Genomic DNA, 16,339 nt, shown 5'->3' on the forward strand with positions numbered 1-16,339 from the left:
ACCCGTTATGAGCCGCGCCCTCGCCATGCAGGCCAGGTTTCCGATCCAACCCGATTGAAGCAGCGATGACGCAACCACGAATCTTCCAGTTCGGCGATGCCGCGCTAGTGTGCGAGGTGCCCGCACCCGCCACGCTCGATTGCCAGCGCCGCGTCTGGGCCGCCGCCGAGGCCGCGCGTGGCTGGCCGCACGTGGTCGAGGTCGTGCCCGGCATGAACAACCTGACCATCGTGTTCGATCCGCTGGAAGCAGATGGCGCGGCGCTCGCCAGCTTGCTGCAAGCGGCCTGGGACAGCGGTGCCACAGCGGCGGTCGGCGGTCGCGAGGTCGAGATTCCGGTGCACTACGGCGGCGAGTTCGGGCCGGATCTGGCCGTCGTCGCCAGTCACACCGGGCTGTCGGCGAAAGAGGTCGTCGAGCGCCATGTGGCCGGCGAATACATCGTGTTCTTTCTCGGCTTCCAACCCGGCTTTGCGTACATGGGCGGCCTCGCTCAGACGCTGCACACGCCGCGCCGCGCGTCGCCGCGTGTCGAAGTGCCGGCGGGTTCGGTGGGTATCGGCGGCGAGCAGACCGGGGTTTATCCGGCCGCCTCGCCGGGCGGCTGGCAGTTGATCGGCCGCACCTCAGTGCCGCTATTCGATCCCGCGCGCTTGCCGCCCACCCTGCTGCAACCGGGCGACCGGGTGCGCTTTACCATCGCGGGGATAACGGCATGATCGACGTGATTCGTGCAGGTCTTCTGACCACGGTTCAGGATCTTGGCCGCCACGGCTACCGGCACCTCGGCGTGGCCATGTCCGGCGCGCTCGACCGGCTCTCGTTCGAGGTCGGCAACCGCCTGGTCGGCAACCGGCCCGACGCGGCCGGCCTCGAAATCACCTTCGGGCCGACCGTGCTACGCTTTCCGCGCGCTACCCGGATCGCCATCACCGGCAGCGAATTCGGCGCCACGCTCGACGGCAAGCCGGTTTATGCATGGTGGAGTGTGCCGGTCAAGGCCGGCCAGGAACTGACACTGCAAGCGGCCCAACGCGGCATGCGCGGATATGTGTGCATCGCGGGCGGAATCGACGTGTTGCCGATGCTCGGCTCACGCAGCACCGACCTCGCCGGCCAGTTCGGCGGGCTTGGCGGCCGGGCGTTGCGCGACGGCGACCGTCTGCCGGTCGGCGTGCCATCAGCGCGTGCCGGTTCCGGCTTCAGTCCGCAAGCGCCCGAATTCGGCGTGAAGGCGCCCGCCTGGTGCAAGTTCGTGCTGGTACGCGAGCCGCTGCGCCGCGGCCGGCATCCGTCCGGTGTGCCTTGGGCGGTGCCTATCCGCGTGTTGCCGGGGGCCGAATACGAGCATTTTCCGGCCACCGCTCAGGAGGCGTTCTGGTCGGACGAATGGCTCGTCACGCCGAACAGCAATCGCATGGGCTACCGGCTTGCCGGCACGGAACTCAAGCGCACGCACAGCACCGATCTGCTGTCGCACGCGGTGTTGCCGGGCACGATTCAGGTGCCGCCGAACGGCCAGCCCATCGTGCTGTTGAGCGACGCGCAGACCACCGGCGGGTATCCGAAGATCGGCGCGGTCATCCAGGCCGATCTCTGGAAGCTGGCCCAGGTGCGCCTGAACGGGGCGATTCGTTTCATCCCGACCACGCCCCGCGAGGCGCGTCAGGCATTACTTGAAGAACGGGCGTATCTGCGGCAGATCGACGCCGCGATCGCGATGCACGAGGAACGCTGTGCGCGCCAGCCGGCGCTCGCAGCGCTGTAAGAGCAAGTAGAGGACATTATGGAAATCGATTTGAATGCCGATCTCGGCGAGGGCTGCGGATCCGACGAGGCGCTACTCGACCTCGTCAGCTCGGCCAATATTGCGTGCGGCTGGCACGCGGGCGGCGCTAATGCAATGCACGATTGCGTCCGCTGGGCCGTCAAAAAGGGCGTGTCGATCGGCGCGCATCCGAGCTTCAACGACCCGGAGAATTTCGGCCGCAAGGAAATGGACCTGCCCGCCAGCGAGATTTACGCTGGCGTGCTGTACCAGCTCGGCGCGCTCTCGGCGATCGCTCAGGCCGAGGGCGGGCGTATCGCGCACGTCAAGCCGCACGGCGCGCTCTACAACCAGGCGGCCCGCGACCCGATGATCGCCGATGCGATCGTCTCCGCGGTGCACGATTTCGATCCGTCGGTGGCCGTGTTCGCGCTTGCCAACAGCGGCCTCGTGACGGCCGCCCGCGAAGCCGGCCTGATCGCCGTCGAGGAGGTCTTCGCCGACCGCGGCTATCGCGCCGACGGCTCGCTCGTGCCGCGCAAGGAGCCCGGCGCGCTGCTCGACGACGAAGAAGAAGTGCTCCAACGCACCCTCGCGATGGTGCGCGAGCAACGCGTGCAAGCGGTGGATGGCCACTGGGTGCCGCTCAACGCGCAGACCATCTGTCTGCACGGCGACGGTCCCCATGCGCTGGCGTTTGCGCGCCGCATTCGCGCCGCGCTCGAAAGCGCCGGCATCGAAGTACACGCCGCCAACGGCGCGCGCGCCTGACGCGCAGCATCGCGCGCCACGCCCCGTCACACAGCAGACAAACGCCCCGCCTCGTGCGGGGCGTTTGCCAGCCGCGGTCGCGAACGCCCCATGGCGGTAGCAAGGTTAGCAACCCTGTTCGGAGATCCACATGCAGACAGCAGTCAATCTATGGCCGCTTATCGGCGTGGCCGTGATCATCATCGGCTTTGTGTTGCGCTTCAATCCGATGCTGATCGTAGCCGCCGCCGCTGTCGTCACCGCGCTGGCCGCGCACTTTCCGCCTGAGAAAATCCTTGCCGCGATCGGCACGGGCTTCATCAAGACCCGCAATATTCCATTGATCATCCTGCTGCCGCTCGCCGTCATCGGTCTGCTGGAACGGCACGGCCTGCGCGAACGGGCCCAGACGTGGATCGCCAGTATCAAGGCCGCCACCGCCGGGCGTCTGCTGATCGTCTATCTGCTGGTGCGCGAGCTGACCGCGGCGGTCGGCCTGACCGGCCTCGGCGGCCATCCGCAGATGGTGCGTCCGCTGATCGCGCCAATGGCCGAAGGCGCCGCCGAGAGCCGCTACGGCAAGCTCACCGACGCCGTGCGCTACCGCTTGCGTGCCTTCGCCGCGGCCACTGACAACGTGGGCCTGTTCTTCGGCGAAGACATCTTCGTCGCCTTCGGCGCCATCGTGCTGATGACCACCTTCCTGCGCGAAGCGGGCATCGACATCGAGCCGATTCACGTCGCTGTATGGGGCATCCCGACGGCCATCTGCGCGCTCCTGATTCACGGCTTCCGGCTTTATCTGCTCGACCGCGAACTCGACCGTGAACTGCGCGGCAACGCAGCCTCCAGCGCGGCTGCGCAACCCACCCCGGCCGCAGGAGAAGAGGCATGACGCTGACCATCAACTATCTGTTCTGGCTGCTCGGCGTCGTGCTGCTCATCGTCGGCGGCATGATCCTCACCGACAGGACCCATCCGCGCCGTCTCACCGCCGGCGGTTTCTGGATTCTGTACGCACTGATTTTCCTGATCGGCGACCTGCTGCCGCCCTCGGTGGTCGGCGTGCTGGTGATCGTGATGGCGCTGATCGCCGGATTCGGCGGCGTGACGGCGGCCAGGCCAAAGGTGTTGTCGCTCGAAGCCCGCCAGGCGAGCGCCAAACGCCTCGGCAACAAACTGTTCATCCCCGCGCTGACGATTCCGCTCGTCACCGTCGCGATTACGTTGACGGCAAGCCATCTGATCTTCGGCGGCACACCGCTTATCGAGCAAAAGAACGTCACGCTGATCGGCTTCGGCATCGGCTGCGTGATCGCCCTCGCCGTGGCCTGCGTGATGACGCGCGACACGGTCGGGCAGTCGATGAAAGAAGCACGCCGCCTCGTCGATGCGTTGTCGTGGGCCGCCGTGTTGCCGCAAATGCTCGGCATGCTCGGGCTCGTGTTCTCCGACGCCGGTGTCGGCAAGGCGGTCGCACACGTGACGACCGCCTACATCAATCTCGACTACCGGTTTGTCGCGGTCGCCGTGTACTGCATCGGCATGGCCGTGTTCACGATGGTCATGGGTAACGGCTTCGCGGCGTTTCCCGTGATGACCGGTGGCGTGGGCGTACCGATCCTGGTCGGCGTATTCCACGGCAACCCCGCCGTGATGGTAGCGATCGGCATGTTCTCGGGCTATTGCGGCACGCTGATGACGCCGATGGCGGCGAACTTCAACATGGTGCCCGTCGCGCTGCTCGAACTGCCGGACAAGAACGCCGTCATCAAGGTGCAGGTGCCCACGGCGCTTTCACTGCTGGTCGTGAATATCCTGTTGCTGAACTTCCTGATGTTCCTGTAGAGGATTGCGCGCGGCTGGCCTGACAGGTCTTTTTGCGATACGCGGATACCGTGCGAGCACCCGCCGCAACGATCTGCCGCGCTTAATTAGGATGCGTCTGATCGAAGTGGGGAAGCCTCGGGCCTAAGCTGGTGGACGTCATTTCCATCCACCAGCCTGCGCACGCAGCATGCGCGCGCAGGCGCTCTCAAGCAGGTTCTCATGGAACAGCATGCTCACACCGGTGACGCACGTCACGACCCCGCCTCAACGTCCTACCTCGCGGCCCTCGTCGCCAATGCGCTCCACGCGCATCGCTCGGGTCACTTCGAACAGGCCGCGCCGCTCTATCAGGAGGCGCTGGCGATCGACCCCATTCACACAGAAGCGCTGCACTACTACGGCGTGCTGCAACATCAGCGGCGCGACCACGCCGCCGCGGCCGACCTGCTCGATCACGCGCTCCTGCTCGAACCGGCCGACGCGGTCTGCTGGAGCAACCGCGGTCTCGTCGCCGCCGCGCTCGGACGTCATGAAGAAGCGCTCCAGTGCTATGGCCAGGCGTTGCACCTGCAGCCGGATTTCGCCGACGCGCGCAACAACCTCGGCGTGACCCTGCAGGCACGCGGCGATCTGGAAGGCGCGGCGCAACAGTATCGTCAGGCGCTGGGGCTCAATCCTTCGCTGGTCGATGCGCATCTGAATCTGGGCACCGCGCTCACCAAACTCGAGCGGCACGACGAGGCGCTCGCTTGCTACGAGCAGGCGCTGTCGCTCGATCCGCACTCCGCGGACGCCTACTTCAATGCCGGCAACGCGCTGACGGCGAAAGGCGACAGCGCGGCTGCCATCGCCCACTTCCGGCGTGCAATCGAACTGCGGCCCGCTTTCGCCAACGCGCACATTAATCTGGGCAGCGCGGTCGGCAAGCTGGGCGAGTATGCCGAGGCCGAGCAGCACTATCGTCGCGCGGTCGCACTCAAGCCGAATCCGACCAATCTGGTTTGCCTGGGCGGTTCGTTAGGCGCGCAAGGTCGTGTCGATGAAGAGGAAGTGTTCTATCGCCGTGCGCTTGAACTTGACCCGGGGTATGTCGACGCCCACCAGAATCTCGCCTGGGCACGCCTCAAGCGTGGCGACTACACGCAAGGCTGGGCGGAGTTCGCGAAGCGCTGGCGCCCGCACGATTACGCGGCCATTGCGATTGAAGGCGTCCCCGAATGGCACGGCGAACCGCTCGAAGGACGCGCGATCCTGCTGGTCGGCGATCAGGGCTTCGGCGATCAAATGCAGTTTTTGCGTTACGCGCACGTGCTTGCGGAACTCGGCGCGACCGTCGACGTGTGTGTCCGCGAGCCCCTGCTGCCGCTCGCACAGCGCGTACCTGGCGTTCATCGCGCGTGGCGCATCGGCCAAGCCGAGGGTCGCTATGATTTCTGGGCGCCGCTGATGAGCGTGCCGTCGTGCGTGCGCACCGAACTGTCGACGATTCCTGCCAACGTGCCCTATCTTTTCGCCGACGAAGCCAAACTCGACCTGTGGCGCGGACGCGTAGAAAAGGCCGCCGGCTCACGGCGCAAGATCGGCCTGGTGTGGGCCGGCAGTCCGACCTTCGGCAATGACCGTTACCGGTCGATGCGCTTCGAAGATCTCGCGCCGCTCGCGAGTCTCGACGACGTCGCGTGGTTCTCGCTGCAAAAAGGGCCGTCCCAGGCGCAACTGGCCGATGCGCCAGACAACGCCTTGCCGCGCGATTTCACCGCCGAACTGCACGATTTCACGGACACGGCCGCACTCGTGATGAATCTGGATCTGGTGATTGCCGTCGACACCGGCGTTGCACATCTGACGGGTGCCTTGGGCAAGCCGGTCTGGGTCATGCTGCCGGCCAACTCGGACTGGCGCTGGCTCGAACATCGCACCGATTCGCCGTGGTATCCCACGGCCCGTTTGTTCAGGCAAGCGGCCCTGGGGGACTGGGCGCCCGTGGTTGAAAACGTGGCGCAAGCGTTGCGCCACGAACCATCCTCACCCCGGCTCCACCACGAATCCGTGCTGCCGCAGTAACTGCAGCACGCCCTTCGGGCCGCCGAGGTGCAATGCACCGACGGCCACGAACACCGGCTTGTTCGGCCCGGCAATCGCCAGCATGCGCGTGACGAAACGCCGGTTCCGCTCGTACACAATCCGGTTATCAACCGAATCGGACACCTGCTTGTTGCGCGCCAGCACCTCGGATTTGGCCGACTGCCACGCGGCGATCGCGTCCGCATCGCCCACCTGCCAAAGCCGGTGCAAGGTCTGCACATCCGCGAGGTTGCCGGCGGGCGTCTGCACCAGGTCCTGCGCCAGCATCTCACGCTGCTGCGCGGACGAGAGGCTCGTGAACGCGCGCATCTGCTCCCCCAGCGTTTCCAGCCCGACGATCTTGCCGCGCGTGCGCAGATAGACGTTCTGCAACTGCGCCTCCGTGCCGTATTCCGTCTGCAATCCTGCGCTCAGGGAATCGTAGGTCTCGACCAGCAGCGAAGCCAGCCACGGCCGCATCCTCTTGATCTCGTCGAGCGCCGCCGGGTTGTCGCGCAAACGGACTTCGAGTTTGTGCCATAGCGCTTCCGGCAAATACTGTTGCAGGCAGGCGCTGCGGCATACGCCGTATTTCGATACATCGTCCTGCGATACCAGCAAGTCATCCGGCGACAACTCCAGCGCCAGGATCGGCGAAGCCGCGAGCGCGGCCAGAATCGGCGGACGAAACGGTTGGTTCGATGGATAGTCGGCGGGATCGCCGACGTGCAACGTGCCGAGAATGTAGAGAGTTGTCGTGCCGCGAGTCGCGACGTAGAACGGCATATGCGCCGGTTGCGTTCGCACCGGACCGCTCGCCGTGTTGCCCGAACTGGCTGGCGGCGGATTGAAACCAGGCAAGGTGGCGCGCGGCTGGCCTGACGCTGTATTCGGCGCGCCAGGCGCAGCCGGCACGGCGGTCAATGGCAGCGCCGGCCGGCCGCTTTGCGCCGGCGTATTGGCGACCCCGCCCGCAGCGTAAGCCGTCGCAACCGGCCAATCAGAACCGGACAAGACGCAGGCGAGCGCGCTGCATGCCAGCAGGCACGCCCGCCAGCGGCGCGCGCAAACGGCGCGACAGCCGCCTCCACGCAGGCGGCGCGCAGGACGACGCGCCGCCAACGCTTCAGGCATCCACTTCCCCCACCTCCTCGGCGCGGTGGCACGACACCTGACGCCCGTCCACTTCACGCAGCTTCGGTTCCTCGCTGCGGCAGCGCTCGATGGCATACGGGCAGCGCTGATGGAACGTGCAGCCCGACGGCGGATTGAGCGGCGACGGCATCTCGCCTTGCAGCTTGATCTTGATGCTGCGATCCGCCTCGAAGATCGACGGTGTCGCCGACATCAACGCCCGCGTGTACGGATGGCGCGGATTCGTGAAGATGCGCTTCTTGTCGCCCAGTTCGACCACGCCGCCGAAGTACATCACCATCACGTCGTCGGCAATGTGCTCCACCACCGACAGGTTGTGCGAGATGAACACGTAGCTGGTCTTGAACTGCTCCTGCAAATCCATGAACAGGTTCAGGATCTGCGCCTGGATCGAGACGTCGAGTGCCGACACCGGTTCGTCGGCAACCACGATCTGCGGATCGAGAATCATCGCGCGCGCAATCGCCACACGCTGACGCTGACCGCCCGAGAACATATGCGGATAGCGTTTCGCGTGCTCCGGACGCAGGCCGACAGTGCGCATCATCTGCGCGATGCGCTCGGCGCGCTCGCCGGCGCTCATCTGCGTGTTGATGGCGAGCGGCTCGCCGAGCGTCTGCTCGACCGTCTTGCGCGGATTGAGCGAGGCGAACGGATTCTGGAACACCATCTGCACGCGCCGGCGCAATGCCGCGATCTTCGCGTGATCGGCGCCGGCCACATCTTCACCGTCGATCAGCAGACGGCCGGCCGTCGGACCTTCGATCATCGTCAGTTGACGCGCGAGCGTCGACTTGCCGCAACCGGATTCGCCCACCACCGCCAGCGTCTTGCCGCGATCGAGCGAAAACGACACGCCATTCAACGCTTTCACGGTGCCATGGCCGAACATGCCGCGGCGCACCGAGTAGTGCCGCGCCAGCTGATCGGCCACCAGCACGTGATCGCCCGCCGGCCCCGTCTGGCGGCGCGTTTCGGGTACTGCATTCATCGTGCGCCTCCGTGAGTGTGGACGTTCGCGTCGCCGGTCAGGTTCAGCGGCTTGATGCAGCGAACCCGGGTGATCTCGGCGCGGACGTCCGCGCCACCTTGTAATGGCGCAAGCGCCGGCCGGGCCTTGGTGCAGTCGTCCACCACGTATTTGCAACGCGGCGCGAACAGACAGCCCTTCGGGCGGTCGTCGCGTCCTGGCACCATACCCGGCAACGCCGCCAGACGCACGGCGCCGACATTGTGCTCGGGAATCGCCGCCAGCAGCGCTTCCGTGTACGGATGATGCGGCGCGGCGAAGATATCCGGCACCTGGTTGGTTTCGATCACTTCGCCTGCGTACATCACCGCGACGCGTTGCGCGACTTCCGACACTACGGCCAGATCGTGCGAGATCAGCACGAGCGCCATACCGCGTTCCTTCTGCAACTTCACCAGCAGTTCCATGATCTGCGCCTGGATCGTCACGTCGAGCGCGGTAGTGGGCTCGTCGGCAATCAGCAGCTTCGGATTGCAGGCGACCGCCATCGCGATCATCACGCGCTGATTCATCCCGCCCGACATCTGGTGCGGGAACGACATGATGCGGTTTTTGGCATCCGGAATGCCGACCTGGTCGAGCAGTTCCACCGCGCGCTGATGCAGCGTGGCGCCGCGCAAGCCTTCGTGCAGCTTCAGCACTTCCTTGATCTGGTAGCCGACGGTGTAGCTCGGATTCAGACTCGTGAGGGCATCCTGAAACACCATCGCGATGTCTTTGCCGATGATCTTGCGGCGTTCCTTCGGCGAGGCCTTCAGCAGGTCTTTGCCGTCGAAGGTGATCTCGTCGGCGCTGACTTTGCCCGGCGCGTCGATCAGGCCCATCAGCGCCATCATCGTCACGCTTTTGCCAGAGCCCGATTCACCGACGACGCCGACGACTTCGCCCGGCGCCACGTCCAGGTTGATGCGATCTACAGCCGGCAGGCCGTTGAAGTTCACCGCCAGGTTACGGATGGTCAGCAGCTTCTGGTCAGCCCGCGCGCGGCCGCCCGCAGCGGACTGAGCAGCCCCCTCGGGAGGCTGCGAATGAAATGAGCGTGGGGATTGTTCCATTTATGCCATCCGCTTCAGTTTGGGATCGAGCGCATCGCGCAGCCCGTCGCCGAGCAGGTTGATCGCCAGCACCGAGATCACGATGGCGAGCCCCGGCAACGTCACGATCCACCATGCGTTGTCGATATAGTCGCGTGCCGACGCGAGCATCGCACCCCATTCCGCCGCCGGCGGTTGCACGCCGAGCCCGAGGAAGCCGAGCGCGGCCGCGTCGAGAATGGCGGATGAAAAGCCGAGCGTCGCCTGCACGATCAGCGGTGCGGTGCAGTTAGGCAGCACTTGCGAGAACATCAACCGCAAGGTGCCCGCGCCCGCCACGCGCGAAGCCGTCACGTATTCCTTCTGCAGTTCGCCGAGCGCCGAGGCACGGGACAAACGCACGTAACCCGGCAACGCGACGATCGCAATCGCGAACATCGTATTGAAGAGCCCCGGGCCGATGATCGCCACCACCGCCACCGCGAGCAGCAGCGACGGCAGCGCGAGCAGCACGTCCATGATGCGCATGATCGGCGTGTCGGCCCACTTTTCGAAGAACGCGGCAATCAGACCGAGCACGACGCCCGGAATGAGCGCCAGCACCACCGAAACGAAACCGATCCAGAACGACAGGCGCGCACCGTACATCAGGCGGGACAACATGTCGCGGCCCGCTTCGTCGGTGCCGAGGACGAACTTCCAGTTGCCGCCGTCGAGCCACGCGGGTGGAATCTTCACGTAGTCGCGGTATTGCTCGATCGGGCTGTGCGGCGCGATCACCGGCGCGAAGATCGCCACGAAGATCAGCAGCAGCACGATCACGCCGGCGATGACCGCGCCGCGGTTACGGGAGAAATTGGCCCAGAATTCGCGGGCCGCCAGTGCCCGGCCGCTTGGCGGGGTCACGGCTGTGGGGACGGTGTTTTGTATGTCGGCCATCATGCCTCCCGCAGAGCCGCCTCAAGGGAGACATGAACTCCCTTGGGCGACAGTGAACGAATGTGAGCGTGGGGGTACATGATCCTTTTACCTCGTATGGCGAATGCGCGGATTCAACACGCCGTACAACAGATCGACGATCAGGTTCACGACGATCACGAGTGTGGCAATCAACAGGATACCGCCCTGCACGACCGGGTAGTCGCGCCGGCTAATCGCGTCGATCAGCCATTTGCCGATGCCCGGCCAGGAAAACAGCGTCTCGGTCAGCACCGCGCCGGCGAGCAGCGTGCCGACCTGCAACCCGATCACGGTCACCACCGGAATCAGCGCATTGCGCAAGGCATGCACGACGATCACGCGTCCCGGCGGCAAGCCCTTGGCGCGCGCGGTGCGGATGTAGTCTTCACGCAGCACTTCGAGCATCGACGAGCGCGTCATGCGCGCTACCACGGCGAGCGGAATCGTGCCGAGCACGATCGCCGGCAGAATCAGGTGGCTCAGCGCCGACCTGAAGGCGCCTTCGTCGCTGCCTGGCAGCAACGCGTCGATCAGCATGAAACCGGTGACGTGCGGAATGTCGTATTCGACCGCAATGCGACCCGACACCGGCGTCCAGCCGAGCTTCACCGAGAACAGCATGATGAGGATCAAGCCCCACCAGAAGATCGGCATCGAATAGCCTGTGAGCGCAGTGCCCATCACGCCGTGATCGACCACCGTGCCGCGCCTCAAGGCCGCGAACACGCCGGCCGGCAAGCCAACGATCAGGGCGAACAGCATCGCGCAGATCGACAGTTCGACGGTCGCCGGAAAGCGGGCGAGGAACTCGTCCATCACGCTGGTGTTGGTGATGATCGACATCCCAAGGTCGCCGTGCACCGAACGCTCGAGATAGTGGATGTATTGCAGCGGCAGCGGCTCGTCGAGGCCTAGCCGGTGCATGGCGGCGACGTGCATCGCCGGATCGACACCGCGTTCGCCCATCATCACTTCGATGGGGTCGCCGGGTATCAGATGGATGAGCGCAAACGCAAGGATCGTGATGCCGATGAAAGTCGGTATCACCATGCCAATGCGGCGCAAAACGAAGCGGAACATGGTTCGTCCCTATGGTCTTGATGAACGGAAAACACAACCGGCGACGAGGGCTTGTCACCCCGGTCGCCGGACCATTTCGACCAGTTTTCTAACCGTGCGAAAAACGGACTACGTCAGTCTTACTGCACGCCAACACCGTCGAAGCGCGCATAGCCGAGCGGCTCGATGCGCATATCGATGACCTTCTTGCTCACCGGCTGATACACCGTCGAGTGCGCGATCGGCGAGAACGGCAGTTGCTGCGCGAAGATCTGCTGGGCCTGCGTGTAGATCTTCGTGCGCTCGCCCTGATCGATCGTCGTGCGGCCCTTCTGGATCAGATCGTCGAACGGCTTGTAGCACCACTTGCCGAAGTTGTTGCCGTTGACCGCTTCGCAACCGAGCAGCGTGCCCAGCCAGTTGTCCGGATCGCCGTTGTCGCCGGTCCAGCCAATCAGCATCGCGTCGTCTTCACCTGCGTGAGCGCGCTTGATGTACTCACCCCATTCGTACGTGACGATCTTCGCGCGCACGCCGATCTTGGCCCAGTCGGCCTGGATCATTTCCGACATCAGACGTGCGTTCGGGTTGTACGGACGCTGCACCGGCATCGCCCACAAAGTGATGTCGAAACCGCTCGAAAGACCGGCCTTGGCGAGCAACGCCTTGGCCTTTTCCGGATCGTAGCTCTGGCTCGGCAGGTTCTTGTCGTACGACCATTGGGTCGGCGGCATCGGATTCGTGGCCGACTGGCCCGCGCCCTGGTAGACGGAATCGATGATCGCCTTCTTGTTGATCGCCATGTCGAGCGCCTCGCGCACTTCGACCTTGTCGAGCGGCTTGTGCAGGACGTTGTACGACAGGTAGCCAAGGTTGAAACCCGGTTGCGACGGCATCGAGAGGCTGGCTTCCGTCTTCAACGGCGCGATATCGGCCGGCTTCGGATAGCTCATCACCTGGCATTCGTCGCGCTTGAGCTTCTGCACGCGCACACCGGCGTCCGGCGTGATCGCGAAGATCAGTTTCGAAATCTTGACGTCGTTCGGCTTCCAGTAATCAGGATTGCCGTCGAAACGGATCGTGGCATCTTTCGTATAGCTGCGGAAGATGAACGGGCCCGTGCCCACCGGCTTCTGGTTGAGGTCGGCGGCCTTGCCGGCCTTGAGCAGCGAATCCGCGTACTCGGCCGACTGGATCGACGCAAATTCCATTGCCATGTTCTGGATGAACGGGGCGTTCACTTCCTTCAGCGTGAAGCGCACGGTGTTCGCGTCGACTTTTTCGACCTTCGCGATCAGCTTGTCGAGGCCCATGTCCGTGAAATACGGGAACTGCGCCGGATACGCCTTGTTGAACGGCGTGGTCGGATCGAGCATGCGGTTGAACGTGAACACGACGTCGTCCGCGTTGAATTCGCGGGTCGGCTTGAAGTACGCCGTGGTCTGGAACTTGACGCCGTGGCGCAGGTGGAACGTATACGTCTTGCCGTCCGGCGAGACATCCCAGCTTTCGGCGAGGCCCGGTTCGACCTTGGTGCCGCCGCGTTCGAACTCGACGAGGCGGTTATAGACGGTGAACGTGTTGGCTGTGAAGTCCGTACCCGTGGTGTATTGGGCCGGATCGAAACCCGCGGGACTGCCTTCTGAGCAGTAGACCAGGGTTTTATTCGGAATCTCGGCACGCGCGATACTCGCGCCCACCATCGATGCCGCTGTAGCTGCGACGAGCGTCGTCATCCGCGCGGCGCGCAACAGGTTGTTTTGCTTCATGTTTCCTCCAGGTTCGGAACCGGCTTTCACCGGCGTAGCGCGATCTTACTTGAGCATCGCTTGCAGCAACAAGCGGAGGAAATTCCCCTGTTGACGATCGGAAACACTTGTTAGGCACAGATTCAGGCCCACCAATGCGCGATTGATAGGCTCCCGGCCTGTCCCGAACGCGACGGATCGCGACAAACGGGCGCAAAAGCGCCCATATCCGCTCATTTCAGGCCGACACCGAGGAATTGCGTCGGGCCGAACGGGTCGATCTTGAACCCGGTCACCTCTTTGGAGATCGGTTGATAGACGGTGGAATGGGCAATTGGCGTGAACGGCACCTGGTCTTTGAAGATGACCTGAGCCTCCATGTAATCCTTGGTGCGTTGCGACAGATCGGTGGTACTGCGAGCCGCGGTAATCAGGTCGTCGAACGGTTTGTAGCACCACTTCGAGAAATTGCTGCCCTTCACCGAATCGCACCCGAGCAGCACGCCGAGCCAGTTATCCGGATCGCCGTAGTCGCCGGTCCAGCCAATCAGGATCGCCTCGTGTTCACCGGCGTGGGCACGGCGGATGTACTCGCCCCACTCGAAAGTGGCGATATTCACCTTCACGCCGATTTTCGCCCAGTCGGACTGCAGCATTTCGGCCATGAGCCGGGCGTTCGGGTTGTAGGGACGCTGCACAGGCATGGCCCACAGCGTCAGATCGAAGCCATCGGGGTAGCCGGCTTCCTTGAGCAGCGACCTGGCCTTGTGGATGTCATAGGGCGCGTCTTTCAAGCTCTTGTTGTAGCCCCACTGGGTGGGCGGCATCGGATTGGTGGCAATCTGACCGGCGCCCTGATACACCGACTCGATGATCGCCTTCTTGTTGATCGCCATGTCCAACGCACGGCGCACCTGCACGTTGTCGAGCGGCTTTTTGGTCGTGTTGTAGCCGAGGATGCCCAGGTTGAAGCCCACTTCGCTCGGCATCGTCAGCGAAGAATCCGCCTTCACGGCCGCGATATCCGCAGGACGCGGATAGGCCATCACCTGGCATTCGCCGCGCTTGAGTTTCTGCAGGCGTACCGCCGGATCGACGGTGATCGCGAAGATCAGCTTGCCCACCTTCACGACGCCCGGCTTCCAGTAGTCCGGATTACCGTCGAAGCGGATGGTGTCGTCCTTGGTGTAGCTGCGGAAGATGAACGGTCCCGTGCCGACGGGATACAGATTGATGTCGGAAGCCTTACCGGCCTTCAGCAGTTGATCGGTGTATTCGGCTGACAGGATCGATGCGAACGGCATCGCAATCTGCTGCAGGAACGGCGCGTCCACCTGTTTGAGTGTGAAGCGCACCGTGTAGGGGTCGAGCGCTTCGATCGTGCTGATGTTTTTTGCCAGCCCCAGATCGGAAAAGTAAGGGAACGGCACCGGATACGCCTTGTGAAACGGCTGATCCGGATCGAGCATCCGTTCGTAGGTGAACACGACGTCGTCCGCGTTGAACTCGCGGGTCGGCTTGAAGAACGCGGTGGTTTGAAACTTCACCCCGCGCCGCAGATGGAACGTGTACTGCAGCCCGTCTGGAGAGACATCCCACGATTCGGCGAGCCCCGGTTCGATGTCCGTGCTGCCGTGGGCGAACTCGACCAGCCGGTTGTAGACCGTATAGGAGCCCGCCGTGAACTCGACGCTGGTGGTGTACTGCGCCGTGTCGAAGCCGGCCGGGCTGCCTTCGGAGCAGAACACCAGCGTTTTATCGGGTAAGGAGGCGGCGAGAGCGGTGACAGGTGTGAAGCATGCCGTGGCGAAGGCCAGGGTTGTCAGTGCGGGCAGGCAAACCTGGCGAACTGCGAAGAGCATGGACGACACTGTCATGACGTTCTCCGGACGGCAACCGGCTTGGCTGCGTCTCGATCATAGACAGCACAATATTCAGCTTCAATACACGCTTCTACCCGGCAAGCCGCGCAATGTCAGGGGTCCGTGTGTGGCGAAGCGCTTAGCGAGGCCCGAGGCCCGAGGTCCGCGCTCAGGCAGCCAGGAAACCGCGCGGCCGGCTGGCCAGCCGCGCGGCGGTACAAGCTGAGCTTAGGCGCCCAGCCGGTCGCAGATAGCCCTGGTGGCCGGCGCGTTGTTGAGCGTATAAAAATGCAAGCCCGGTACGCCGGCATCGACGAGCCGCTGACACAGGTCCGTGACCACATCCAGGCCGAACGCGCGAATCGCTTCGCGGTCGTCGCCGAAGCTTTCCAGCCGGCGCGCCACCCAGCGCGGCACTTCCGCGCCGCACATCTCGGAGAAGCGCATCAACTGCGAAAAATTCGTGATCGGCATGATGCCGGGCACGATCGGCACGTCGACGCCGAGCTTGCGCGCGTCGTCGACGAAGCGGAAATACGCGTCCGCGTTGAAGAAGTACTGCGTGATGGCCGAATTGGCGCCAGCCTTCACCTTGCGGGCGAAGTTCTCCAGATCGTGGCGCGGCGAGCGCGCCTGCGGATGGTATTCCGGATAACCGGCCACCTCGATCCAGAACCAGTCGCCGAACTCCGCACGGATGAAACTCACCAGTTCCGACGCGTAGCGCAGCTCGCCCACCTCGCCCATCCCGGACGGCAGGTCGCCGCGCAGCGCGACGATATGGCGGATGCCATGCGAGCGGTATTCGTTGAGGATCGCCCGCAGGTTCTCTCGCGACGAGCCGATGCACGACAGGTGCGGCGCCGCGGCTAGCCCCTCCTGCGCCATCTCGACGACGGTGTCGAGCGTGCCTCGCTGCGTCGAGCCGCCCGCACCGAAGGTCACGGAGACGAACTTCGGCTTGAGCGGCGCGAGTTGCGCACGGGTGGCGCGCAACTTTTCGACGCCGTCCGGCGTCTTGGGCGGAAAAAATTCGAATGAAAGTTCGAGCGGATTCATGACTCAATCGCCGTTCTAAA

At 64.2% G+C, this 16,339-nt stretch carries 14 protein-coding genes; 6 read left to right on the forward strand and 8 right to left on the reverse strand.

The window, feature by feature from the left end:
• Positions 1 to 65: 65 nt before the first annotated feature.
• From pxpB to P3T43_RS09725, 6 genes are all read left to right on the forward strand, one after another.
• Entirely contained in the window at positions 66 to 719 is a 654-nt protein-coding gene (gene pxpB, locus P3T43_RS09700) for a 5-oxoprolinase subunit PxpB (protein ID WP_429280830.1), read from the forward strand.
• Positions 716 to 1,768, forward strand: a complete 1,053-nt coding sequence (locus P3T43_RS09705; RefSeq protein WP_429280831.1) for a biotin-dependent carboxyltransferase family protein — start codon at positions 716 to 718, stop codon at positions 1,766 to 1,768. The genes pxpB and P3T43_RS09705 overlap by 4 nt, the downstream gene beginning before the upstream one ends.
• Positions 1,769 to 1,786: 18 nt before the next feature.
• Complete coding sequence (pxpA, locus tag P3T43_RS09710; RefSeq protein WP_429280832.1) at positions 1,787 to 2,539, forward strand: 5-oxoprolinase subunit PxpA; 753 nt, start codon at positions 1,787 to 1,789, stop codon at positions 2,537 to 2,539.
• Between the two features lie 130 nt (positions 2,540 to 2,669).
• On the forward strand, positions 2,670 to 3,413 hold the full coding sequence (locus P3T43_RS09715; RefSeq protein ID WP_429280833.1) for a DUF969 domain-containing protein: 744 nt from the start codon (positions 2,670 to 2,672) through the stop codon (positions 3,411 to 3,413).
• Positions 3,410 to 4,366, forward strand: coding sequence for a DUF979 domain-containing protein (locus tag P3T43_RS09720; protein WP_429280834.1), 957 nt, complete (start codon positions 3,410 to 3,412; stop codon positions 4,364 to 4,366). The genes P3T43_RS09715 and P3T43_RS09720 overlap by 4 nt, the downstream gene beginning before the upstream one ends.
• 201 nt (positions 4,367 to 4,567) lie before the next feature.
• Positions 4,568 to 6,412: a tetratricopeptide repeat protein gene (locus P3T43_RS09725; protein ID WP_429280835.1), complete on the forward strand. Its 1,845-nt coding sequence runs from the start codon at positions 4,568 to 4,570 to the stop codon at positions 6,410 to 6,412.
• On the opposite strand, the gene P3T43_RS09730 is transcribed toward P3T43_RS09725, so the two are convergent.
• From P3T43_RS09730 to metF, 8 genes are all read right to left on the reverse strand, one after another.
• Positions 6,374 to 7,546, reverse strand: coding sequence for a TraB/GumN family protein (locus P3T43_RS09730; RefSeq protein ID WP_429280836.1), 1,173 nt, complete (start codon positions 7,544 to 7,546; stop codon positions 6,374 to 6,376). The genes P3T43_RS09725 and P3T43_RS09730 overlap by 39 nt on opposite strands.
• A complete protein-coding gene (locus P3T43_RS09735; RefSeq protein WP_429280837.1) occupies positions 7,539 to 8,558 on the reverse strand; it encodes a peptide ABC transporter ATP-binding protein in 1,020 nt (339 codons plus the stop codon). The genes P3T43_RS09730 and P3T43_RS09735 overlap by 8 nt, the downstream gene beginning before the upstream one ends.
• Entirely contained in the window at positions 8,555 to 9,559 is a 1,005-nt protein-coding gene (locus tag P3T43_RS09740) for an ABC transporter ATP-binding protein (protein ID WP_429281026.1), read from the reverse strand. The genes P3T43_RS09735 and P3T43_RS09740 overlap by 4 nt, the downstream gene beginning before the upstream one ends.
• 93 nt (positions 9,560 to 9,652) lie before the next feature.
• Positions 9,653 to 10,570: an ABC transporter permease subunit gene (locus tag P3T43_RS09745; protein WP_429280838.1), complete on the reverse strand. Its 918-nt coding sequence runs from the start codon at positions 10,568 to 10,570 to the stop codon at positions 9,653 to 9,655.
• A gap of 87 nt (positions 10,571 to 10,657) precedes the next feature.
• On the reverse strand, positions 10,658 to 11,671 hold the full coding sequence (locus tag P3T43_RS09750; RefSeq protein ID WP_429280839.1) for an ABC transporter permease subunit: 1,014 nt from the start codon (positions 11,669 to 11,671) through the stop codon (positions 10,658 to 10,660).
• 119 nt (positions 11,672 to 11,790) lie between these two features.
• On the reverse strand, positions 11,791 to 13,419 hold the full coding sequence (locus tag P3T43_RS09755; RefSeq protein ID WP_429280840.1) for an ABC transporter substrate-binding protein: 1,629 nt from the start codon (positions 13,417 to 13,419) through the stop codon (positions 11,791 to 11,793).
• A gap of 212 nt (positions 13,420 to 13,631) precedes the next feature.
• Positions 13,632 to 15,275 carry an ABC transporter substrate-binding protein gene (locus P3T43_RS09760; protein WP_429280841.1) on the reverse strand — a complete coding sequence of 548 codons (1,644 nt, stop codon included), beginning with the start codon at positions 15,273 to 15,275 and terminating at the stop codon, positions 13,632 to 13,634.
• A gap of 213 nt (positions 15,276 to 15,488) precedes the next feature.
• The gene (gene metF / locus P3T43_RS09765; protein ID WP_429280842.1) at positions 15,489 to 16,319 is read right to left on the reverse strand and encodes a methylenetetrahydrofolate reductase [NAD(P)H]; all 831 of its coding nucleotides are present in this window, start codon (positions 16,317 to 16,319) and stop codon (positions 15,489 to 15,491) included.
• Between the last annotated feature and the right edge of the window lie 20 nt (positions 16,320 to 16,339).

Origin of the sequence: Paraburkholderia sp. GAS41 (assembly GCF_050436545.1) — a bacterium.
Lineage (GTDB): Bacteria > Pseudomonadota > Gammaproteobacteria > Burkholderiales > Burkholderiaceae > Paraburkholderia.